The organism is Enterococcus alcedinis (assembly GCF_014635985.1).
Taxonomy (GTDB): domain Bacteria; phylum Bacillota; class Bacilli; order Lactobacillales; family Enterococcaceae; genus Enterococcus_I; species Enterococcus_I alcedinis.
The window spans coordinates 142,251-163,219 of sequence record NZ_BMDT01000002.1 but is presented as its reverse complement, the minus strand read 5'-3'; the positions used below and the strand labels follow the sequence as shown (position 1 = coordinate 163,219).

Genomic DNA, 20,969 nt, shown 5'->3' with positions numbered 1-20,969 from the left:
GAGGTTCACCATGGGTCGTAGTTTAAAGAAAGGGCCTTTTGTCGATGATCATTTAATGAAAAAGGTCGACGCACAAGCAGGCGCTGAAAAGAAAAAAGTTATTAAAACTTGGTCACGTCGTTCAACAATCTTCCCAAGTTTTATCGGTTTTACTATAGCTGTCTATGATGGACGTAAACATGTACCAGTTTACATTCAAGAAGATATGGTAGGACATAAATTAGGTGAATTTGTACCAACAAGAACTTATCGCGGACACGTTGCTGACGATAAGAAAACAAGACGTTAATCTGAGGGGAGGATATACAGATGGCAGAACATATTACATCAGCGAAAGCAACTGCTAAAACAGTTCGCGTTTCTCCTCGCAAATCACGTCTAGTAATTGATTTAGTAAGAGGGAAAAGCGTTGCAGAAGCAATTGCAATCTTGAAATTTACACCGAATAAAGCGGCTGGAATCATCGAAAAAGTATTGATGTCAGCGATCGCTAATGCGGAAAACAACTTCGACTTAGATGTTGAGAATTTAGTAGTTTCTGAAGCTTTTGTTAACGAAGGACCGACAATGAAACGTTTCCGTCCGCGTGCAAAAGGATCAGCTTCTCCAATCAACAAACGTACAAGTCATGTTACGGTAGTCGTATCAGAAAAATAAGGAGGGACATTCAGTGGGTCAAAAAATAAATCCAATTGGAATGCGAGTAGGCATCATCCGCGACTGGGATGCGAAATGGTATGCTGAGAAAGATTATGCAGACTTTCTACACGAAGATTTAAGAATTCGTAAATTTATCGCAAAACAACTTGCTGATGCCGCTGTGTCAACAGTTGAAATCGAACGTGCTGCAAATCGCGTGAACATTTCAATCCACACAGCTAAACCAGGTATGGTTATCGGTAAAGGTGGATCTGAAGTCGAAAACTTGAGAACACAATTAAACAAATTAACTGGTAAGAAAGTACACATCAACATCGTAGAAATCAAAAAACCAGATTTAGACGCTAAATTAGTCGGCGAAGGAATCGCACGTCAACTAGAAAGCCGTGTTGCTTTCCGTCGTGCACAAAAACAAGCAATTCAACGTACAATGCGTTCAGGAGCAAAAGGAATCAAAACTCAAGTATCAGGTCGTTTAAACGGTGCAGAAATTGCTCGTAGCGAAGGATATTCTGAAGGAACAGTTCCATTGCATACTTTACGTGCTGACATTGATTACGCATGGGAAGAAGCAGATACTACATACGGAAAACTAGGAGTTAAAGTGTGGATTTATCGTGGAGAAATTCTTCCAACAAAGAAAAACACTGAGAAAGGAGGGAAATAAGCATGTTAGTACCTAAACGTGTAAAACACCGTCGTGAATTCCGCGGTAAAATGCGTGGAGAAGCTAAAGGTGGAAAAGAAGTATCTTTTGGAGAATACGGTTTACAAGCTGTTGAATCTCACTGGATTACAAACCGCCAAATCGAAGCATCACGTATTGCAATGACTCGTTACATGAAACGTGGTGGGAAAGTATGGATTAAAATTTTCCCTCACAAATCCTATACAAGTAAAGCTATCGGCGTACGTATGGGTAAAGGTAAAGGAGCTCCTGAAGGATGGGTTGCACCAGTAAAACGTGGAAAAATCATGTTTGAAATTGCAGGCGTATCTGAAGAAGTTGCTCGCGAAGCCTTACGTCTTGCTTCTCACAAACTACCTGTGAAAACTAAGATCGTAAAACGCGAAGAAATGGGTGGTGAATCGAATGAAGGTTAAAGAAATTAGAGAATTAACCACTGCCGAAATGATTGATCAAGAAAAACAATTAAAAGAAGAATTGTTTAACTTACGATTCCAATTAGCTACCGGACAATTAGAAAACACAGCACGTATTCAAGAAGTACGTAAATCGATTGCACGCATTAAAACTGTATTGCGTGAACAAGTAAAGTAATAGTGGAAGGAGGCCATTTAGCGTATGACTGAGGAAAGAAACCAACGCAAGGTTTACCAAGGCCGCGTGGTATCCGATAAAATGGATAAAACAATTACAGTAGTAGTTGAAACAAAGAAAAACCACCCAATTTATGGTAAACGTATGAAATACTCTAAGAAATACAAAGCTCACGACGAAAACAACGAAGCAAAAATCGGTGATATCGTGAAAGTTATGGAAACTCGCCCATTATCAGCTACAAAACGTTTCCGTCTAGTAGAAATTGTTGAAAAGGCAGTGATTATTTAATAATCACACGAGATTTTCCTATATAGATTGAATTGAAAATCTGAAAGGAGGATACACATCGTGATCCAACAAGAAAGTCGTTTAAAAGTTGCTGACAACTCTGGCGCTCGTGAAATCTTGACAATTAAAGTCCTTGGCGGTTCAGGCCGTAAGACTGCTAACATCGGTGACGTAATCGTTGCTACTGTTAAACAAGCAACGCCAGGTGGAGTTGTCAAAAAAGGTGAGATCGTTAAAGCTGTTATCGTTCGTACGAAATCAGGCGCACGTCGCGCAGACGGTTCTTATATCAAATTTGACGAAAATGCTGCGGTTATTATCCGTGATGATAAAAGCCCACGTGGAACTCGTATCTTTGGCCCAGTTGCCCGCGAATTACGCGAAAGCAACTTCATGAAGATCGTTTCACTAGCACCAGAAGTATTATAATTCTTACTCATTAACAAAGGAGGTGCGAAACAAAATGTTTGTTAAAAAAGGCGATAAAGTTAAAGTTATCACTGGAAAAGACAAGAACAAGGAAGCGATCGTATTAGAAGCTTTCCCTAAAAAAGACAAAGTCATCGTTGAAGGTGTGAACATCGTTAAGAAACACCAAAAACCTTCTCAAACAGCCCCACAAGGTGGTATCGTAGAAATGGAGGCACCAATTCATGTTTCTAACGTGATGGTGATTGATCCTTCAAATGGCGAAGCGACTCGCGTAGGCTATAAAGAAGTTGACGGTAAAAAAGTCCGCGTTTCTAAAAAAACCGGAGAAATTTTAGATAAATAATCATACTAAGGAAGGAGGGGCTTATTGAATGAACCGCCTTAAAGAAAAATATAACAAAGAAGTTACACCATCATTGATGGAGAAATTTGAATATAGCTCAGTAATGCAAACACCAAAAGTTGAGAAAATTGTTGTCAACATGGGTGTGGGTGATGCCGTATCGAACGCAAAAGCTTTAGATAAAGCTGTTGAGGAGTTACAAATTATCACTGGTCAAAAACCACTTATTACAAAAGCGAAAAAATCGATTGCAGGATTCCGTTTACGTGAAGGTATGCCAATCGGTGCAAAAGTTACTTTACGTGGAGAAAGAATGTACGAATTTTTAGATAAATTAGTTACAGTTGCTTTACCGCGTGTACGTGACTTCCACGGCGTAAGCAAAAAAGCTTTCGATGGACGTGGAAACTATACTTTAGGTGTCAAAGAACAATTAATCTTCCCAGAAGTTGATTATGATTTGGTAGATAAAGTACGCGGAATGGACATCGTTATCGTAACGACTGCCAACACAGACGAAGAGTCTCGTGAATTGTTAACTCAATTAGGCATGCCATTCCAAAAATAAAAAAAGGAGGCGAACTACGTGGCTAAAAAGTCAATGATTGCTAAACATAATCGTCCGGCTAAATTCTCAACACAACAAAATTCTCGTTGTGAACGTTGTGGACGTCCACATTCAGTTTATCGTAAATTTCAACTTTGCCGTATTTGCTTCCGCGAACTTGCCTATAAAGGTCAAATTCCCGGCGTGAAGAAAGCTAGCTGGTAAACAAGTAAACTCGCATAAAGGAGGTAAATCATCTAATGGTAATGACAGATCCAATCGCAGATTTTCTAACGCGCATTCGTAATGCCAACATGGTAAAACACGAAGTATTAGAAGTACCTGCTTCAAAAATCAAACGTGACATCGCTGAAATCTTAAAACAAGAAGGTTTCATCCGTGATGTTGAATATATCGAAGATGACAAACAAGGCGTTATCCGTGTATTCCTTAAATATGGAAGAACAGGCGAACGTGTTATCACTAACTTAAAACGCATCTCTAAACCAGGTCTACGTGCTTATGTTAAAGCAGACGAAGTTCCTAAAGTATTAAACGGTTTAGGTATTGCAATTATCTCAACTTCTGAAGGTGTTGTCACTGATAAAGAAGCTAGAGCTAAAAATGTTGGTGGCGAAGTAGTCGCTTACGTATGGTAATTTAAATTTAAACACAAGGAGGTGTCTCTAAGTGAGTCGTATTGGTAATAAATTAGTTGTTATTCCTGCAGGTGTAGAAGTTACACAAAACGGAAATGACATTACAGTTAAAGGACCAAAAGGTGAATTAACACGTACATTCTCTGCAGACATTACAATGAATGTTGAAGGAAATGAAGTAACTTTCACTCGTCCAAATGATAGCAAAGACATGAAAACAATTCATGGAACAAGCCGCGCAAACTTCAATAACATGGTTATTGGTGTAAGCGAAGGTTTCCAAAAAGCGTTAGAATTAATCGGGGTTGGGTACCGTGCACAATTACAAGGATCAAAACTTGTATTAAACGTAGGTTACTCTCATCCAGTAGAAATCGACGCACCAGCTGGAACGACAATTGAAGTTCCTTCAAACACATCAGTAATCGTAAAAGGTATTGATAAAGAAGTATTAGGTGAATTAGCAGCGAATATTCGTGGCGTTCGTCCTCCAGAACCGTATAAAGGCAAAGGTATTCGCTATGTTGGTGAATTCGTACGCCGTAAAGAAGGTAAAACTGGTAAATAATCTTCGCAAGCAACAAGCTTTGCGAAGCGCAGCTTAGGCTAGCAAATTTTAAAGAGGTGACAATTGTGATTACAAAAACAGCTAGAAATAAGACACGCCAAAGCAGACATAAACGTGTCCGTAATAAAATTTCTGGTACTGCTGAGTGCCCACGCTTGAACGTTTTCCGTTCTAACAAAAACATCTACGCTCAAATTATTGATGACGTAGCGGGTGTGACGCTAGCAAGTGCCTCTGCCTTAGATAAAGAAATTTCAGGTGGGAACAAAGTTGAACAAGCACAAGCTGTCGGTAAATTAATCGCAGAACGTGCAGCAGCAAAAGGAATCAAAGTAGTAGTCTTTGACCGTGGTGGATACCTTTACCATGGCCGTGTAGCGGCATTAGCAACAGCAGCTCGCGAAAATGGACTAGAATTTTAAGAAAGGGAGGAATACCATTCATGGTTTATATCGATCCAAAACATTTGGAATTAGAAGACCGCGTTGTTGCGATTAATCGCGTAACAAAAGTTGTAAAAGGTGGACGTCGTTTACGTTTCGCAGCTTTAGTCATCGTTGGTGATAAAAACGGACATGTAGGATTTGGTACTGGTAAAGCACAAGAAGTTCCAGAAGCAATCCGTAAAGCCGTTGAAAGTGCTAAGAAAAACTTAATTGAAGTGCCAGTTGTAGGAACAACAATTCCTCATGACGTCATTGGTAAATACAGTGGCGGACATATCTTAATGAAACCTGCTGTAGAAGGTTCTGGGGTAGCCGCTGGTGGAACAGTTCGTGCCGTATTAGAATTAGTAGGTATCAACGATATCACAACTAAATCTTTAGGTTCAAACACACCAATCAACGTTGTTCGCGCAGTTGTTGATGCATTAACTCAATTAAAACGTGTTGAAGAAGTGGCAGCACTTCGCGGAAAATCTGTAGAAGAAATCGTAGGTTAAGGAGGACAAAAACATGGCTGAATTAAAAATTACTTTAAAACGCAGTGTTATCGGACGTCCTCAAAACCAAAAGGATACCGTAAAAGCGTTAGGTTTAGGTAAAGTGAACAGTACAGTTGTAAAACCAGCTAATGAAGCAATCAAAGGCATGGTTAACACTGTATCTCACTTAGTAGCAGTAGAAGAAGTTTAAAAAGTACATTTAGATATACCGATTTTTAATAAGGAGGTGCCAAAGCATGAAACTTCATGAATTAAAACCTGCAGAAGGCTCTCGCCAAGAACGTAACCGTGTTGGTCGTGGCTCTTCATCTGGTAATGGTAAAACAGCTGGACGTGGACAAAAAGGTCAAAAAGCTCGTTCAGGTGGTGGAGTACGTTTAGGATTTGAAGGTGGACAAACACCATTGTTCATGCGTTTACCAAAACGTGGATTCACAAACGTAAACCGCAAAGAGTATGCAGTTGTTAATCTTGACATTTTAAACCGCTTTGAAGATGGAGCTGAAGTATCACCATTAACTTTAGTTGAAGCTGGAATCGTAAAAGATGAAAAAGCTGGAATCAAAGTGTTAGGAAATGGCGAATTAACGAAAAAATTAACTGTGAAAGCAGCGAAATTCTCTAAAACAGCCGAAGAAGCTATCGTAGCTGCTGGTGGATCTGTCGAGGTGATTTAATGCTGAAACTGTTAAAGGATGCTTTTAAAGTAAAGGAAATTAGAAATAAAATATATTTTACGATATTCATTCTTTTCATTTTTCGCTTAGGTACTCATATCACCGTTCCTGGTGTCGACGCATCTCGTTTGCAAAGTATCTCTGACTTACCCTTTCTAAACATGTTAGATTTAGTAAGTGGAAGTGCAATGCAACGCTTCTCTATTTTCTCCATGGGAGTTTCACCGTATATCACTGCCTCAATTATTATTCAATTGATGCAAATGGATATCGTGCCGAAATTCGTTGAATGGTCAAAACAAGGTGAAGTTGGTCGTCGCAAATTAAATCAAGCAACACGCTATATGACGCTAGTCCTAGGATTCGCACAATCAATGGCGTTGACAGCTGGATTTAATATGTTCACACAATACGGCTTTGTTCCAAATCCAAACGCACAAACATTTATCTTAATCGGAATTATTCTGACAACAGGTACCATGTTCGTGACTTGGTTAGGTGAACAAATTACCGAAAAAGGAATTGGTAATGGGGTATCAATGATCATCTTTGCGGGTATCATCTCACGCTTACCGGTTGATATTAAAGGATTAATCGAAGACTACTTTATCAATATTGAAGCGTCAAAAATTTGGCAATCTGTCATCTTTATGATCGTATTAATCATTGCCGTGTTGGCAATCGTGACTTTTGTGACGTATTTCCAACAAGCAGAACGAAAAATACCGATTCAATATACGAAACGAGTAGCAGGTGCACCAACAAGCTCTTACCTTCCATTGAAAGTAAACGCAGCTGGTGTTATCCCAGTTATTTTTGCCAGTTCATTCATCACAACGCCAAGCGCTATTTTACAAGCATTTGGTAATTATGAAGGCGAAGTTTGGTTTGAAACGGTTCAAACATTGTTCAACTATAATACTGTTCCAGGAGCAATCCTTTACACAGTCTTAATTGTTGCGTTTACCTTCTTCTACGCTTTTGTTCAAGTTAACCCTGAGAAATTAGCGGAAAACTTACAAAAACAAGGAAGTTACATTCCAAGTGTCCGTCCTGGTAAAGGAACCGAAGATTATGTTTCAGGCGTCTTGATGCGCTTGAGTACAGTCGGCGCACTATTCTTAGGATTAGTTGCCCTGCTGCCAATTCTCGCACAAATGCTATGGAACTTACCTGAATCAATTGGCTTGGGTGGTACAAGCTTGCTTATTGCCGTCGGTGTTGCTCTGGAAACTGCAAAACAGTTAGAAGGACTAATGCTTAAACGTCAATATAAAGGATTTATGAATTAAAAGTTTTGTCGGGTGTTGAGGTTATCCTCAACATCGCACAAACACTTATGGGAGGAATTATTAAAATGAACATCATTTTAATGGGATTACCCGGTGCAGGAAAAGGAACGCAAGCAGAGCAAATTATTGCTGAGTACCAAATCCCGCACATTTCAACAGGTGATATGTTTCGTGCCGCAATGGCGAACGAAACAGAATTAGGCCTAAAAGCAAAATCATACATGGATCAAGGCGCATTAGTTCCGGATGAAGTGACTAACGGAATTGTGAAAGAGCGTTTAGCGCAACCAGATACGGACAAAGGCTTCTTATTAGATGGCTTTCCACGTACTTTGGAACAAGCAAAAGCTTTGGATCAAATGCTGAAGGAACTTGATAAGAAACTGGATGCTGTTATTGACATTCATGTCCCTGAAGAAATTCTTGTTGATCGTTTAGCTGGCCGTTACATGTGCCGTGAATGCGGTGCAACGTATCATAAAGTCTTCAACCCGACAACGGTAGAAGGAACTTGTGATCGCTGTGGTGGCCATGAATTTTATCAACGAGAAGACGACAAACCCGAAACGGTTAAAAATCGTCTAGCAATTAACATTAAAAGTAGTGAACCAATTTTAGCTTACTATAAAGAAGAGGGTTTATTGCAGTCAATTGATGGCAATCGTGAAATCGATGCTGTCTTTGCAGACGTAAAAAAAATCATCGGATAACGATCGATTGCCCGTAACCGACTTGCATTAGGAAACAACTCTTGCTTAGTAAGACACATTATGATATAATGTGTCAGTCCGACTTCTGAATTTATTCAGATGGTTGTATTGAGAATCTAAGGTGGGAGCTCTCGTTTCCGCCGTTTTATCGTGTGAAAACGCGAAACAAATTCAAGGAGGTACTGTGCGTGGCAAAAGAAGATATGATTGAAGTCGAAGGTACAGTCGTCGATACTTTGCCGAATGCAATGTTCAAAGTCGAATTAGAAAACGGACATCAAGTTCTAGCAACTGTTTCTGGCAAAATTCGTATGCATTATATTCGAATTCTACCAGGAGACAAGGTGACAGTTGAACTTTCACCATATGACTTAACTCGTGGCCGTATTACTTATCGCTTTAAATAATTGTACTCCGTAAAATCACAGGAGGTAAGATCATGAAAGTAAGACCATCAGTAAAACCAATGTGTGAACATTGTAAAGTAGTTCGTCGTAATGGACGAGTTATGGTGATTTGCCCAGCAAATCCAAAACATAAACAACGTCAAGGATAAACGGAGGTGTAACGAATATGGCTCGTATTGCAGGAGTAGATATTCCTCGTGATAAACGTGTCGTTGTGTCCCTAACATACATTTTTGGTATTGGGAATACAACTGCAAAGAAAGTTTTAGCAAACGCTGGCGTTTCTGAAGAAGTTCGAGTTCGTGAATTAACGAATGAACAAACAGATGCTATTCGTGCTGAAATTGACAAATTAAAAGTTGAAGGTGATCTTCGTCGTGAAGTGAACTTAAACATCAAACGCTTGATGGAGATCGGTTCATACCGTGGAATCCGTCATCGTCGTGGGTTGCCAGTACGTGGACAAAACACTAAAAACAACGCACGTACTCGTAAAGGTCCATCAAAAACAGTTTCAGGTAAGAAAAAATAATTCCTAAGTGAAGGAGGTTAAAACTTCATGGCAGCAAAAAAAGTGAGTCGTAAACGCCGTGTGAAAAAGAATATTGAGACAGGTATTGCACATATCCACTCAACATTCAACAATACAATCGTGATGATCACTGATACTCATGGTAACGCGTTAGCATGGTCATCAGCTGGAGCATTAGGTTTCAGAGGTAGCAGAAAATCAACACCATTTGCAGCTCAAATGGCAGCGGAAGCGGCATGTAAAGTAGCAATGGAACATGGATTAAGAAGTGTCGATGTAACTGTTAAAGGTCCTGGCTCAGGACGCGAAGCAGCAATTCGTGCATTACAAGCAGCAGGTTTAGAAGTGACTGCAATCCGTGACGTAACACCAGTTCCTCATAATGGATGTCGCCCACCAAAACGCCGTCGTGTTTAATGAGTGCCACTCATTTTGAGTTTCAAAATCACGTCATTGAACAAGACACTTTTCGTTTTGAAAGGGGTAAGAGATAATAATGATTGAATTCGAAAAACCAAGAATTGCTAAGATTGATGAAGAGAAAGATTATGGCAAGTTTATCGTGGAACCTCTTGAAAGAGGCTACGGAACTACTTTAGGAAATTCCCTACGTCGTATTTTATTATCTTCTTTACCAGGTGCAGCCATTACTAGTATTCAAATTGATGGTGTGTTACATGAATTTTCAACTGTCAAAGGTGTAAGAGAAGATGTAGCTCAGATCATTTTAAATATTAAAGGTCTTGCATTAAAAATGTATGGTCAAGAAGAGAAAACTCTTGAAATCGATATTACAGGACCTGCTACAGTAACTGCTGGCGATATTATCGTCGATAGTGATGTAGAAATCCTTAATAAAGATATGTATATTTGTACTGTATCTGAAGGCGCAACTTTCCACGCACGTTTAACAGTTAAACCGGGTCGTGGATATGTTCAAGCGGATGAGAACAAAAAAGAAGACATGCCAATTGGTGTGCTTCCAGTTGATTCTATCTACACTCCTGTTCGCCGTGTGAACTATCAAGTAGAAAACACACGTGTTGGACGACGAGATGATTTTGATAAATTAACAATGGAAATATGGACAGATGGTTCAATTGAGCCATTAGATGCTATGAGTTTAGCTGCAAAAATTATGACTGAACATTTAGATATTTTTGTGAATCTGACTGACGAAGCGAAAAACGCTGAAATCATGGTTGAAAAGGAAGAAACACAGAAAGAAAAAATGTTAGAAATGACGATTGAAGAATTAGACTTGTCAGTACGTTCATATAACTGTTTAAAACGTGCAGGAATTAATTCTGTACAAGAACTAACAAATAAATCTGAGCCAGAAATGATCAAAGTACGTAATTTAGGTCGTAAATCGCTTGAAGAAGTGAAATCTAAATTGAGTGATCTAGGTTTAGAATTACGTAAAGACGATTAATTTTTACGAAGGAGGGAAACCACGTGAGTTATCGTAAATTAGGACGCACATCATCACAACGTAAAGCGATGTTGCGTGATTTAACAACTGATTTAATCATTAACGAACGCATCGTCACGACAGAAGCTCGTGCGAAAGAAATTCGTTCAACTACTGAAAAGATGATCACTTTAGGTAAACGTGGTGATTTACATGCACGTCGCCAAGCAGCTGCTTATGTTCGTAACGAAGTTGCAAGCGTGCGTGAAGAAAACGAAGAAATCGTTGTTGAATCAGCTTTACAAAAGCTATTTAATGATATTGCTCCTCGTTATACAGATCGCCAAGGCGGTTATACTCGTATCTTGAAGACAGAACCAAGACGCGGAGATGCTGCACCAATGGTTATTATTGAACTAGTTTAAAATCACACTTAATAGAAAGTAGAAAAGGAAACTTTTCTACTTTTCTAACATCACTTTGTAGATGATACTTTAAGAGTGTTATGATGTTGGAAGGAAACTTCCGAGTCTAGCTCGTCGCTGGCCCCTTGATTATTCAAGGGGTGAGCACTCATCATAAAGTGTTTTTTTTGTCCGCGAATACCTGTCAAGACAGGTGCTGGCGGATGAAAAAAACAAACAAATCAAGAAAGTTCCATGAAAAGGTTCGTAGCATTTGAAAAAAGCCCCATTTTTTGGTAGTGTTAGTTAGAAATCAAGGAATTAGGAGAATTAGAATGAATCCGATTATTGAGTTAAATAACCTTACTTTTAGATACCATAAAACCGACGAGCGTCCAGCTTTAAATGACGTCTCGTTAAAAATTTATCCTGGTGAATGGGTAGCGATTATCGGCCATAATGGGTCAGGTAAATCGACCTTAGCCAAAACGATTAACGGCTTATTAGCGCCAGAAGCAGGAAGCGTTCAAGTTGGTCAGTATCCGTTAAATGAAGAAAATTTATGGTCAATCCGCCATATGGTTGGAATGGTCTTTCAAAATCCAGATAACCAATTTGTGGGTGCAACCGTTGAAGATGATGTCGCTTTTGGGATGGAAAATCAAGGGATTCCCCGTGAAGAGATGGTCACTCGTGTCGAAGAATCTTTGAAACAAGTACGTATGGAAGATTTTGCCACAAGAGAGCCGGCTCGTTTATCAGGTGGGCAAAAGCAACGCGTAGCGATCGCTGGAATTGTAGCATTACGTCCAGATATTATTATTTTAGATGAAGCAACGAGCATGCTTGATCCAGAAGGGCGCGAAGAAGTCATCGCAACCATTAAGAAGATCAAAGAAGATAATAATTTAACGGTGCTTTCGATTACGCACGATATTGATGAAGCGGCGAATGCCAGTCGTGTCTTAGTGATGCGTCAAGGCGAGTTAATCGATGAGGGAACCCCAGAGAAAATATTTTCTGCAGGACCAGAATTGGTTGAAATGGGACTGGATTTACCTTTTCCAGAAAGACTAAAACACTCATTAAAAGAAAAAGGCATCGATGTGCCAGAAGCGTACTTAACCGAAGAAGGGATGGTGGACTGGTTATGGACATCCGTTTTGAAAAAGTAAGCTTTACTTACCAACCGAATTCACCCTTTGAACAACGCGTCTTACATGATATTGATTTAGTCGTGAAAGAGGGTTGCTACACGGCACTTGTCGGTCACACAGGTAGTGGGAAATCAACCTTAGTTCAGCATTTGAACGCCTTGTTGAAACCAACAGCCGGTAAGGTTCAAATTGGTGAACGAACAATCACTCCAGAAACAAATAATAAAAATTTAAAACCCATCCGTCAAAAAGTCGGAATTGTTTTCCAATTTCCAGAGTCACAACTCTTTGAAGAGACAGTGGCACGTGATATTGCTTTTGGTCCGCAAAACTTTGGCGTACCGGAAGAGGAAGCAAAAGTATTAGCCGCTAAAACACTAAAAATGGTCGGTTTAGACGAAAGCTATTTAGAACGCTCACCTTTTGATTTATCAGGAGGCCAAATGCGTCGTGTGGCAATTGCAGGGGTCTTAGCAATGGAACCTGAAGTCTTAGTCCTAGACGAACCAACGGCTGGCCTTGACCCACAAGGACGCAAAGAAATGATGGAAATGTTTGCCCGTTTACATAAGGAAAACAATATCACGATTGTACTCGTTACCCATTTAATGGACGATGTAGCAGACTATGCCGACTTCGTCTACGTCTTAGAAAAAGGTACGGTCGTTAAACAAGGCACACCACGTGATGTTTTCCAAGAAGTCGAATGGTTACAAGCGAAACAATTAGGTGTACCAACAGCGACGGCTTTTGCCCAAAAATTGGTTGATAAGGGATTTACCTTTAACCAATTGCCACTAACTTCAACCGAATTAGCTGAAATGCTCGTTGAATTAGGAGGATTTGCTCATGATGAATAAACTAATATTAGGTCGTTATTTACCAGGTGATTCCCTTGTACACCGTTTAGATCCACGAGCAAAATTAGTAGCGAGTTTTTACTTTATTGCGATTATTTTCTTAGCCAATAATTTATGGAGTTATTTATTCCTAGGTGCATTTACTTTGTTTTGTTTATGGCTATCAAAAATTGATTTTGGTTTCTTCTTAAGAGGGGTTAAACCACTAATCTGGTTAATCTTATTCACCGTAGCCTTACAAGTCTTTTTTACAAGTGGTGGCGAAGTTTACTGGAAATGGGGCGTCTTTCAACTAACTGAATTTGGTTTGAAAAACGGACTCTTTATCTTCTGTCGTTTCGTCTTAATTATCTTCATGTCGACACTCTTAACACTAACAACACCACCGTTAGCATTGTCCGATGCGATTGAATATTTATTACGACCACTAAAACCGTTAAAAGTACCGGTGCATGAAATTTCATTGATGCTATCGATTGCTTTACGTTTTGTTCCAACATTAATGGATGAAACGGAAAAAATCATGAACGCGCAACGAGCACGTGGTGTCGATTTTGGTGAAGGTAATTTGATTCAAAAAATGAAAGCTGTTATACCGTTGTTAATTCCGCTTTTTGTCAGCAGTTTTAACCGTGCGGATGATTTAGCAACTGCGATGGAAGCACGTGGCTACCAAGGTGGTGACGGTAGAACCAAATATCGTATTCTACACTGGAGCACGAAAGACACAATCGTCATTTTGACATTTGCAGTCCTAACAGCAGTGTTAATGTATATCAGAAATTAAGGTCATTTTCGAATCGCTTTATCCTGAGCAATTGGAGAGAATGGGCAGAGTCGGCACTTTTGACGGTGACCATTATTGAAATTGCCGAAGGATAGATACGAAAATCCCGTTAAATTAAGGTGATTTTTTGTCCGGTATGCTCTGATAAACTGCTTCGAGCTGATATTGTCCGAGGATAGTGAACGAATGAGAATAAAAAAGTAAGAATAATAATCAAAAGGCTGTGACTTCGGTCATGGTCTTTTTTTGAGGAAAGAAGGATAATCAAAAAATGGTACGTTATAAAGCAATTATTTCCTATGATGGAACAAATTTTAGCGGGTTTCAGCGTCAGCCGAATGGACGGACCGTTCAAAGTGAGTTGGAAAAGACATTAAGTAAGATGGCGAGTCAATCAATTGAAGTCCATGCTTCAGGTAGAACCGATGCTGGAGTTCATGCTATTGGACAAGTGATTCACTTTGATTTTCCGCATGAACGACCGCTTGAGCGGATGCGTTTTGGTCTGGATACACAAACACCAGAAGATATTGCTTGTCGTAGTGTCGAGATTGTGGCCGATGATTTCCATGCACGTTACTTAGCAACGGGCAAGACGTATGAATTTCGTGTTGATATTGGGAAGCCACGTAGTCCGTTTCGTCGTTACTACGCAAGTTATTTCCCTTATCCGATCGATGTGGAAAAAATCCAACAAGCCTTACCGGATTTATTGGGTACACATGACTTCACCTCATTTTGTGCATCCGGTAGTTCAATTGAAGATCACGTTCGAACGATTGATGAGGCAAGCCTGACGGTTAGTTCAGATGGTGATGAGTTGATTTTTACTTTTAGTGGCAATGGTTTCTTATATAAAATGATTCGGATTCTTGTCGGTACGCTATTAAAAATCGGCAATGACCGTATGCCGGTCGATGCGATTCCAGGGATTATTGCAGGTAAAGATCGCAATTTAGCGGGACCGACTGCACATCCAGAAGGACTTTATTTAAAAGAAGTACGCTATTAAGGTGAATTGGCGAGCGCTTTGATACGAGTAATAAGTAAAGCTTACAAAAAAATCGTTTTTTGATTTTTATTGAAAGTCAGCTTATTACCGAGTATCAGCTCGCCAATTCCCGTTCAATCAGGTGAATTGGTGAGCGCTTTGATAAGATTAATAAAAAAGCATTTCATTTATATGCCAAAAAAAGAGCTGGGAATTTACAAATTCCAGCTCTTTTTTGCATAGTCGTACATTTCGTCCATTTCGGTACGACGATCGATGATTAATTGATTAATTTGTTCTTTAGGCATGTCAGATGGATTTTTCTCGTTGTCATAATTCAAGGATTGATCAAGAATGACGGAATAAGTGACACCATCAAGACTTAAAATTTGTAGTCCGATTTCAGGTGTAGCGCCGACTGATGGCCAAATAATAAAGGATAAATCATCGTTTTTATTTGTAATCGCTAAATTCCCAGTGAAGGTTGGATAGCTAGGCATCGCTACACTCAAATCATAATTATCCGTCATCAAAAAGTACTCGCCACTCTCATGCATGGGTACCGTTTTGGTATACGGACGATAATTTAAGAAATAATTTCCAGCCCATGCAAGATGAAAGAGGAGAATCACTCCGAACAACAGACTTAGTAAAATTTTTGTTCTTTTCTTCATAATTGAATCACTCGCTTTGCACGTTTTTTGATTTCCTCATCGTGGGTAACGACAATTACTGTTTTGCCCGAATGGTGCATCGCTTCTAGAATAGTCATGACTTCTTCGGCGTTTTTTTTATCTAGTGATCCGGTGGGTTCATCTGCTAAAATAATTTGGTTCTTTTTTAACATTAAGCGAGCTAAGGCGACTCGCTGCTGCTCACCACCGGATAATTTGTAAACTTTGCTATTCATTTTACTTGCTAGGCCAACGAATTGAAGAGCTTCTTCTAGCGAAATTTGTGAGTTTCGACTTTTTTTCTTAATAATTGCTAAGTTTTCTTTGACTGTCTTATTGTCAATCAGAGCAAAATTTTGAAAAAGGAAACCAACTTGTTCTCTAAAATAGGGCATCAAATTTTTTTGTTTTAAAATATTGTTACCATTCACTATAATTTCGCCATGATCAGCTACTTCAAGTCCACCAATCATGTTTAAGAGGGTTGTTTTTCCACAACCGCTAGGACCAGAAAAAACAACGAATTCCCCTGTTTCAATCGTTAAACTTAAATCTTCAAAAATCGTTTGCTCGTCAAATGTTTTCGTTAGTTGATTAATGACAATCATAGGGCGCCTCCTTTAAGTATTTTTGGAATTTCAGATTGATCCATGCGTTTGATGTGGATTGCGATGAATAATAGTTCAACAACCAATACGAGAAGTCCGCCATACAAGATATAACGAGCTTCAGCAATTTGAAGCCATTGATTCATCACAATCGCGCTGATTGTGCTAAGCAGGCTGGCAGATAATGTCATTAATGTCATTTTTTGATTGCGTGACCAGATGGAATAACCCAATAATTTTTTAAGCGACAGTTCCATTGCATGGACACGATATTCCAATTTTAAAACAAGGCTAATCACAATCATTTCTAGAAAAATTGTGAAGAAAAAGAGTACCGTAGCAATCAAGGCACTACGTTTTAAGAATTGCCAATGGTATTGGTAGACGTCTTCAACATTGGTTTTTTCAGCCAACTCATTTTCTAAGTGATTTTGTTTAATAAATGAATCAAATGCGTCATCGGTGAGTTGATACATCACATCATAGGCATAATAGGCTCGGCGCAAGTTTCGTTCCAAATCAGAAGCATCAGGTAGTGTATGATTTAAGATGATGATTGGATTTTTTAGATAGCGACTTCGATTAAAATAATTTTTCCCGTCAATACTCATGATTTTTGTGCTGTCCTCATAAGTCGAAAAATTTTCTGCGTGATTGGAAGTCTCAATATAATCTTGAATGACCTCTGAAGTCGTTTGTTGTAATTCTTGATCCATTTGATATTTTTTAGGGAAAAAATAATGAATCCCTTCTGTAAAGGAATAAGATCTTAACTCAGGTAGTTGTTCGATTAGATAAGGAATCGCTGCAGAATTAAGCAGGACAGTTGGTTTTGTTATTCGAAAGTCGGCATAGGACAAGTTAACCAGCTGTAAGGATTGATTTGCATATTCTTGATAAAATTGCTCTCGTAAATTGGCACTTTGTTCATTGAGCGCCACGAAAGAATCATTCGTTTCGTCTTTTGGTAGTAAATGGAGTTTTACGTAACTAAAGTTTTGGTATATTTTGAAAAAATCTTTTTGCTGAGCGTACTGCCATGATTCTGAAAATAGTGCCAAACAGCTAGAGGTAACTGTGATGGTCAATAACAATGAGACGACCTTAACCATGTAATTAACCAATAGTAAACGCCGCTCGTTTTGCGTATTTGAAAAAGCTTCTTTTAGGTTTGTCCGAAAAAGAGTCGTATAGAGTGCCGCATTGAATAATAGAAAAAGACTAAATGCAATCAAGACGCTTACACGTTCAAAGCGAGTATTTGTAAAGAAGGAAGTGAAAAAGTAGGCAGAAACAAAAAAAACAGAAGTTAAAAAGGTATCAATGAGTATATTTTTTAAGACAAGGTATTTTAACTCCTCACCAAAGACCACTTTCACTAAAATTTCTTTACGCATAAATAAGATGTCATAATAGGTAAAAAATAAGAGCAAAATCAAAAGAATCATCCAAACAAACAGCACATTTCGTGCCGATTCATTGGAAGATGTAACCATTCTAGGAAAATTACCAGCATACTTATCGACGAGCTCGGATTTAAATTGCTGGAGATTCTCTTCATCGCCTAAGAGGTAAATTTTATCGACTGTCTCCATTTGCGGAATCGTTTGCCAATCTTCTAGATGAATCGTCGCTTTACCAAGTAATAAGCTCATATATTCTTTTTCGCTGATTGCGGCATGGTTCTTTAACTCTTCTTTGGTTTCTTGGGTGGTGTAAATATAAATATCCGTTTGTTTGGCGCCAGTCAATTTTTCTTGGTAGGCGAAGAATTGGATATTGTTTCGATTGGCCGCGAGCGTGAGATCCGACTTCATTTCTTCATCTGAGACAGAAACAGGTTTAAATAACGTTGTTTGCGGAAAGTTCTCTTCAAAAGTGTCTAAATAGAGCATGAAGCTTTCTCCAGAAAAACTAAAGCCGATAAAAAATAGAATAAAGGCTAAGAGGTATTTTATTTTTTTCATTGTTTCCTCCAAATTTAAGAGATAAAAATAAAGCTTTTCTCCGATACAATCGATTACTTGTATCGGGGAAAAGCGTAATCAAATGCCGAGAGAAATTAGTAACTCATCGAGTAGGAAATGTTTGAACCGCTATGACGGACTTCTATCTTTGCCGTTTTCCCTTTTCCAACATTACCACTTGTATGACTTCCATTACTATTAGATACACTGGCATAATGTGTTTTGGTTGCATGGTAGCCATGCGCATAGTCTTCATTAATTGCAGCAGTATTGTATCCATAAGTCAAAACCCCAGCACCATCTGAAGTAGATGCGCTTTTTTGCCATGCTTTAGAGAAAGAACCACTGTAACTTTTGGTAATGGATGCAGCTTCGACTTTATGAACTAAAATAGGGGATAAAGTAATAGCACCCAATAAAGATGTTGCAGCCAAACTTAATATAATTTTCTTTTTCAATTTAATGTCCTCTTTTCAATCTTATTTTTTCAACGTTGAGTTGATATGTTTAGTATGTCATTTTTAATATGAAAGTAAAGCCCTATTGCCTGAACGGTCGAAAATGACACCTAAACGGTAAAAGTTAAGAGTATTTTTATTATTCAAGAAGCAAATATGATATAATAAAAACAAAAATATCATATGTGAAAGAAGTTGTAGCTGTGATTTATGTCATTGATCTTTTAAATATTATTGATACGTTTTTGGCTTTTATCATACTCGATCGTTTGTCATTGAGAAACAAGAAGGTAAGTATAGGCGCAATCATTTTATTATTTATTGTCATTAATTTGCAGCTTAAACTAGTTATTCCCGTCGTTGCAGAACTTTTTTTTGTGGTACTTTTAGTTTCCTTGTCTTATATGAATCGACGAGAACAACCGATAGGGATTACTTTATTTCATTTTGTTATCGCGTTTGGTATTTTTAAATTAAACAATTTTTTACTTTATCCAAGAGAAGTCTTGTTTTTCTTAGCACTGGAAGCAAAAGAATGGCAAATAATGCTGTATGTATTGTTCACAATTGGGATAGGAGTTGTTACAAGTCTCCTCGTCCGAAAATATATTGCTCAACGAATGAACCTGTTTTGGAAACAACGAATGGGATGTTTTTTATTTGTAGCACTACTAATCAATCAATTTGCCATCCTTCTTCAGTATTTAACAAGGATTCCGATAGACTCTGAAAGATATATCTTAACAGAGATGATGGTATCTTTTTCCGTCTTAATGATTGGTATTTTTACCTTAAGCATCGCAATTTTTTCAAGTAATCAAAAATTAACTTTTGAAACAAAAGAAAAAGTAATCGAACAACAGGCGATGCAACTGTATATTCAAGAAATAAGTAAGCAAAACCAAGCGATTCGTCAATTTAAACATGATTACTTGAATATTTTAATGTCTTTGGAAAGTTATCTCGAAGTAGGGGATATCGCCACGATGAGAAAATATTATCAAGCAGAAATACAACCGACACGGCAATGGCTTCATACAGATAGTACTCGATTAGCGGATTTACAAAAAATCGAACATGTGGGCTTACGTAGTTTATTGACTGTAAAGTTGTTATTAGCTCAAGAAAAAGGGGTTCAAGTTCATTTAGAAATTGAAGCGATACATTGGGAGGTTAAGATTAATGAACTTGCCTTAATTCGTGTTGTTGGGATTCTATTAGACAATGCAATTGAAGAGTTAGAAACGTTGAAGCAAGGAAGACTAGATGTCGCTCTTTTTTCTAAAGGAGAGGACGTTCATTTGATGATTCGCAATACGGTTCGAACAGTGATTGAACCGCTGCATCAATTAAAAGAACTCGGATTTTCAACCAAAGGTGCAGATAGAGGGCTCGGACTAGCAACGGTTGAAACATTAGTCAATCAATCGTCAGGACTCTTTCTTGAGACAATAATTGAACCAAATTATTTCGTACAAAACTTAATGATTGTAGGAGGAAGCGATGCTTGAAATTTTTATTTGTGAAGATAATGTTGCGCAAAGAAATCACTTAGAGCAGTTGATTCAACAAACGATTTTATTGAATGATTGGGAAATGACATTGCGTTTGAGCACAGGAAACCCACTAGAAATACTAAATTATTTAAAAGAACAACCGCAGACGCATGGGGTTTATTTTTTGGATGTTGATTTAAATACTGAGATGGATGGGATTCAATTAGGTGCGACCATTCGTAATCAAAACCCGCATGGTAAAATTATTTTTATCACGACACATGATGAGTTATTGCCTTTGACGTTTCAATACAAAGTCGAGGCAATGGACTATATTGCCAAAGATAATCAAGACGAAATGAAGCAGCGGGTAACGGCCGCTTTGCGACAAGCCTATCAGCACTACGTGACAACCTCGCAACGACTTGAGGAACCGATTCGTTTTGAAATTGGGAGTCAGGTGCGTTTTATTGACTGCTCTGAAGTGATGTTTATTGAGACGACTCCAGGAAATTCACACAAATTAATTTTACATTTAGCAAAGGGTGAAGTGAGTTTTCTTGGGAATTTAAAGGAAATCGAACAATTATCGCCTGCTTTTTACCGAGTGCATAAATCATTTGTCGCAAATAAACAAAATATTCGCGAGATTGATGCAAAGAATCGTGAGTTAATTTTTAGTAATGGCGAAAAATGCTTCGTTGGTAGACGACAATTAAAGCAATTGATTTGACCGTTCAGGGGTGAAATACGACCGTTTAGGTATAAATTCGTTTCGATAAAGTCTTTTATTGTATGATGGGATAA

General features: G+C 38.5%; 34 protein-coding genes. 30 read left to right on the top strand and 4 right to left on the bottom strand.

Annotation, left to right across the window (positions count from 1 at the left end; translation table 11 throughout):
* Positions 1–10 precede the first annotated feature (10 nt).
* From rpsS to truA, 28 genes are all read left to right on the top strand, one after another.
* The gene (gene rpsS / locus IEV09_RS03705) at positions 11–289 is read left to right on the top strand and encodes a 30S ribosomal protein S19 (RefSeq protein ID WP_188366932.1); all 279 of its coding nucleotides are present in this window, start codon (positions 11–13) and stop codon (positions 287–289) included.
* A gap of 20 nt (positions 290–309) precedes the next feature.
* A complete protein-coding gene (gene rplV, locus IEV09_RS03700) occupies positions 310–657 on the top strand; it encodes a 50S ribosomal protein L22 (RefSeq protein WP_188366931.1) in 348 nt (115 codons plus the stop codon).
* Between the two features lie 13 nt (positions 658–670).
* Positions 671–1,327 carry a 30S ribosomal protein S3 gene (gene rpsC / locus IEV09_RS03695; protein WP_188366930.1) on the top strand — a complete coding sequence of 219 codons (657 nt, stop codon included), beginning with the start codon at positions 671–673 and terminating at the stop codon, positions 1,325–1,327.
* Between the two features lie 2 nt (positions 1,328–1,329).
* On the top strand, positions 1,330–1,764 hold the full coding sequence (gene rplP / locus IEV09_RS03690; protein ID WP_188366929.1) for a 50S ribosomal protein L16: 435 nt from the start codon (positions 1,330–1,332) through the stop codon (positions 1,762–1,764).
* Positions 1,754–1,942 (top strand): 50S ribosomal protein L29, encoded by a 189-nt coding sequence (gene rpmC / locus IEV09_RS03685; protein WP_188366928.1) that lies wholly within the window; start codon positions 1,754–1,756, stop codon positions 1,940–1,942. Before rplP ends, rpmC begins: the two co-directional genes overlap by 11 nt.
* Before the next feature lie 24 nt (positions 1,943–1,966).
* Positions 1,967–2,233 (top strand): 30S ribosomal protein S17, encoded by a 267-nt coding sequence (gene rpsQ, locus IEV09_RS03680; RefSeq protein ID WP_188366927.1) that lies wholly within the window; start codon positions 1,967–1,969, stop codon positions 2,231–2,233.
* Positions 2,234–2,293: 60 nt separating this feature from the next.
* The gene (rplN, locus tag IEV09_RS03675) at positions 2,294–2,662 is read left to right on the top strand and encodes a 50S ribosomal protein L14 (RefSeq protein WP_188366926.1); all 369 of its coding nucleotides are present in this window, start codon (positions 2,294–2,296) and stop codon (positions 2,660–2,662) included.
* A gap of 34 nt (positions 2,663–2,696) precedes the next feature.
* Positions 2,697–3,008 (top strand): 50S ribosomal protein L24, encoded by a 312-nt coding sequence (gene rplX / locus IEV09_RS03670; protein ID WP_188366925.1) that lies wholly within the window; start codon positions 2,697–2,699, stop codon positions 3,006–3,008.
* A gap of 28 nt (positions 3,009–3,036) precedes the next feature.
* Positions 3,037–3,576 (top strand): 50S ribosomal protein L5, encoded by a 540-nt coding sequence (rplE, locus tag IEV09_RS03665; protein ID WP_188366924.1) that lies wholly within the window; start codon positions 3,037–3,039, stop codon positions 3,574–3,576.
* Between the two features lie 18 nt (positions 3,577–3,594).
* Positions 3,595–3,780 (top strand): type Z 30S ribosomal protein S14, encoded by a 186-nt coding sequence (locus tag IEV09_RS03660; protein ID WP_188366923.1) that lies wholly within the window; start codon positions 3,595–3,597, stop codon positions 3,778–3,780.
* A gap of 35 nt (positions 3,781–3,815) precedes the next feature.
* Positions 3,816–4,214 carry a 30S ribosomal protein S8 gene (gene rpsH, locus IEV09_RS03655; protein ID WP_188366922.1) on the top strand — a complete coding sequence of 133 codons (399 nt, stop codon included), beginning with the start codon at positions 3,816–3,818 and terminating at the stop codon, positions 4,212–4,214.
* Between the two features lie 31 nt (positions 4,215–4,245).
* Positions 4,246–4,782: a 50S ribosomal protein L6 gene (rplF, locus tag IEV09_RS03650; RefSeq protein ID WP_188366921.1), complete on the top strand. Its 537-nt coding sequence runs from the start codon at positions 4,246–4,248 to the stop codon at positions 4,780–4,782.
* Positions 4,783–4,847: 65 nt separating this feature from the next.
* Positions 4,848–5,204, top strand: a complete 357-nt coding sequence (gene rplR, locus IEV09_RS03645; RefSeq protein WP_188366920.1) for a 50S ribosomal protein L18 — start codon at positions 4,848–4,850, stop codon at positions 5,202–5,204.
* Between the two features lie 20 nt (positions 5,205–5,224).
* Entirely contained in the window at positions 5,225–5,725 is a 501-nt protein-coding gene (gene rpsE, locus IEV09_RS03640) for a 30S ribosomal protein S5 (RefSeq protein WP_188366919.1), read from the top strand.
* Positions 5,726–5,738: 13 nt separating this feature from the next.
* The gene (gene rpmD, locus IEV09_RS03635; RefSeq protein WP_188366918.1) at positions 5,739–5,918 is read left to right on the top strand and encodes a 50S ribosomal protein L30; all 180 of its coding nucleotides are present in this window, start codon (positions 5,739–5,741) and stop codon (positions 5,916–5,918) included.
* 46 nt (positions 5,919–5,964) lie between these two features.
* A complete protein-coding gene (gene rplO, locus IEV09_RS03630; protein ID WP_188366917.1) occupies positions 5,965–6,405 on the top strand; it encodes a 50S ribosomal protein L15 in 441 nt (146 codons plus the stop codon).
* Positions 6,405–7,697, top strand: a complete 1,293-nt coding sequence (gene secY / locus IEV09_RS03625; RefSeq protein WP_188366916.1) for a preprotein translocase subunit SecY — start codon at positions 6,405–6,407, stop codon at positions 7,695–7,697. Before rplO ends, secY begins: the two co-directional genes overlap by 1 nt.
* Before the next feature lie 65 nt (positions 7,698–7,762).
* Positions 7,763–8,407 carry an adenylate kinase gene (locus IEV09_RS03620; RefSeq protein WP_188366915.1) on the top strand — a complete coding sequence of 215 codons (645 nt, stop codon included), beginning with the start codon at positions 7,763–7,765 and terminating at the stop codon, positions 8,405–8,407.
* A gap of 188 nt (positions 8,408–8,595) precedes the next feature.
* The gene (gene infA, locus IEV09_RS03615) at positions 8,596–8,814 is read left to right on the top strand and encodes a translation initiation factor IF-1 (protein WP_071874013.1); all 219 of its coding nucleotides are present in this window, start codon (positions 8,596–8,598) and stop codon (positions 8,812–8,814) included.
* A 32-nt stretch (positions 8,815–8,846) separates the two neighbouring features.
* A complete protein-coding gene (gene rpmJ, locus IEV09_RS03610) occupies positions 8,847–8,963 on the top strand; it encodes a 50S ribosomal protein L36 (protein ID WP_188366914.1) in 117 nt (38 codons plus the stop codon).
* Positions 8,964–8,980: 17 nt separating this feature from the next.
* On the top strand, positions 8,981–9,346 hold the full coding sequence (gene rpsM, locus IEV09_RS03605) for a 30S ribosomal protein S13 (protein ID WP_188366913.1): 366 nt from the start codon (positions 8,981–8,983) through the stop codon (positions 9,344–9,346).
* 27 nt (positions 9,347–9,373) lie between these two features.
* On the top strand, positions 9,374–9,763 hold the full coding sequence (gene rpsK / locus IEV09_RS03600) for a 30S ribosomal protein S11 (RefSeq protein ID WP_188366912.1): 390 nt from the start codon (positions 9,374–9,376) through the stop codon (positions 9,761–9,763).
* A 79-nt stretch (positions 9,764–9,842) separates the two neighbouring features.
* Positions 9,843–10,781 (top strand): DNA-directed RNA polymerase subunit alpha, encoded by a 939-nt coding sequence (locus IEV09_RS03595; protein ID WP_188366911.1) that lies wholly within the window; start codon positions 9,843–9,845, stop codon positions 10,779–10,781.
* A 23-nt stretch (positions 10,782–10,804) separates the two neighbouring features.
* Positions 10,805–11,185 carry a 50S ribosomal protein L17 gene (gene rplQ, locus IEV09_RS03590; protein WP_188366910.1) on the top strand — a complete coding sequence of 127 codons (381 nt, stop codon included), beginning with the start codon at positions 10,805–10,807 and terminating at the stop codon, positions 11,183–11,185.
* 314 nt (positions 11,186–11,499) lie between these two features.
* The gene (locus IEV09_RS03585; RefSeq protein WP_188366909.1) at positions 11,500–12,339 is read left to right on the top strand and encodes an energy-coupling factor ABC transporter ATP-binding protein; all 840 of its coding nucleotides are present in this window, start codon (positions 11,500–11,502) and stop codon (positions 12,337–12,339) included.
* A complete protein-coding gene (locus IEV09_RS03580) occupies positions 12,315–13,181 on the top strand; it encodes an energy-coupling factor ABC transporter ATP-binding protein (protein WP_188366908.1) in 867 nt (288 codons plus the stop codon). The genes IEV09_RS03585 and IEV09_RS03580 overlap by 25 nt, the downstream gene beginning before the upstream one ends.
* Positions 13,171–13,968 (top strand): energy-coupling factor transporter transmembrane component T family protein, encoded by a 798-nt coding sequence (locus tag IEV09_RS03575; RefSeq protein ID WP_188366907.1) that lies wholly within the window; start codon positions 13,171–13,173, stop codon positions 13,966–13,968. Before IEV09_RS03580 ends, IEV09_RS03575 begins: the two co-directional genes overlap by 11 nt.
* A 271-nt stretch (positions 13,969–14,239) precedes the next feature.
* Complete coding sequence (gene truA, locus IEV09_RS03570; RefSeq protein WP_188366906.1) at positions 14,240–14,980, top strand: tRNA pseudouridine(38-40) synthase TruA; 741 nt, start codon at positions 14,240–14,242, stop codon at positions 14,978–14,980.
* Between the two features lie 194 nt (positions 14,981–15,174).
* Here the strand turns inward: truA and IEV09_RS03565 are convergent, their stop codons facing one another.
* The 4 genes from IEV09_RS03565 to IEV09_RS03550 form a co-directional block, all read right to left on the bottom strand.
* Positions 15,175–15,633, bottom strand: a complete 459-nt coding sequence (locus IEV09_RS03565; protein ID WP_188366905.1) for a hypothetical protein — start codon at positions 15,631–15,633, stop codon at positions 15,175–15,177.
* Positions 15,630–16,241, bottom strand: a complete 612-nt coding sequence (gene ccmA / locus IEV09_RS03560; protein ID WP_188366904.1) for a heme ABC exporter ATP-binding protein CcmA — start codon at positions 16,239–16,241, stop codon at positions 15,630–15,632. Before ccmA ends, IEV09_RS03565 begins: the two co-directional genes overlap by 4 nt.
* The gene (locus IEV09_RS03555; RefSeq protein WP_188366903.1) at positions 16,238–18,208 is read right to left on the bottom strand and encodes a DUF1430 domain-containing protein; all 1,971 of its coding nucleotides are present in this window, start codon (positions 18,206–18,208) and stop codon (positions 16,238–16,240) included. Before IEV09_RS03555 ends, ccmA begins: the two co-directional genes overlap by 4 nt.
* A 95-nt stretch (positions 18,209–18,303) precedes the next feature.
* Entirely contained in the window at positions 18,304–18,666 is a 363-nt protein-coding gene (locus tag IEV09_RS03550; protein ID WP_188366902.1) for a mediterrocin family bacteriocin, read from the bottom strand.
* 203 nt (positions 18,667–18,869) lie between these two features.
* Here IEV09_RS03550 and IEV09_RS03545 point away from each other — a divergent pair, with 203 nt between their 5' ends.
* Both IEV09_RS03545 and IEV09_RS03540 read left to right on the top strand, forming a co-directional pair.
* Positions 18,870–20,177: a sensor histidine kinase gene (locus IEV09_RS03545; RefSeq protein WP_188366901.1), complete on the top strand. Its 1,308-nt coding sequence runs from the start codon at positions 18,870–18,872 to the stop codon at positions 20,175–20,177.
* Positions 20,170–20,895, top strand: coding sequence for a LytR/AlgR family response regulator transcription factor (locus IEV09_RS03540; RefSeq protein WP_188366900.1), 726 nt, complete (start codon positions 20,170–20,172; stop codon positions 20,893–20,895). Before IEV09_RS03545 ends, IEV09_RS03540 begins: the two co-directional genes overlap by 8 nt.
* The last annotated feature ends 74 nt before the right edge of the window (positions 20,896–20,969 follow it).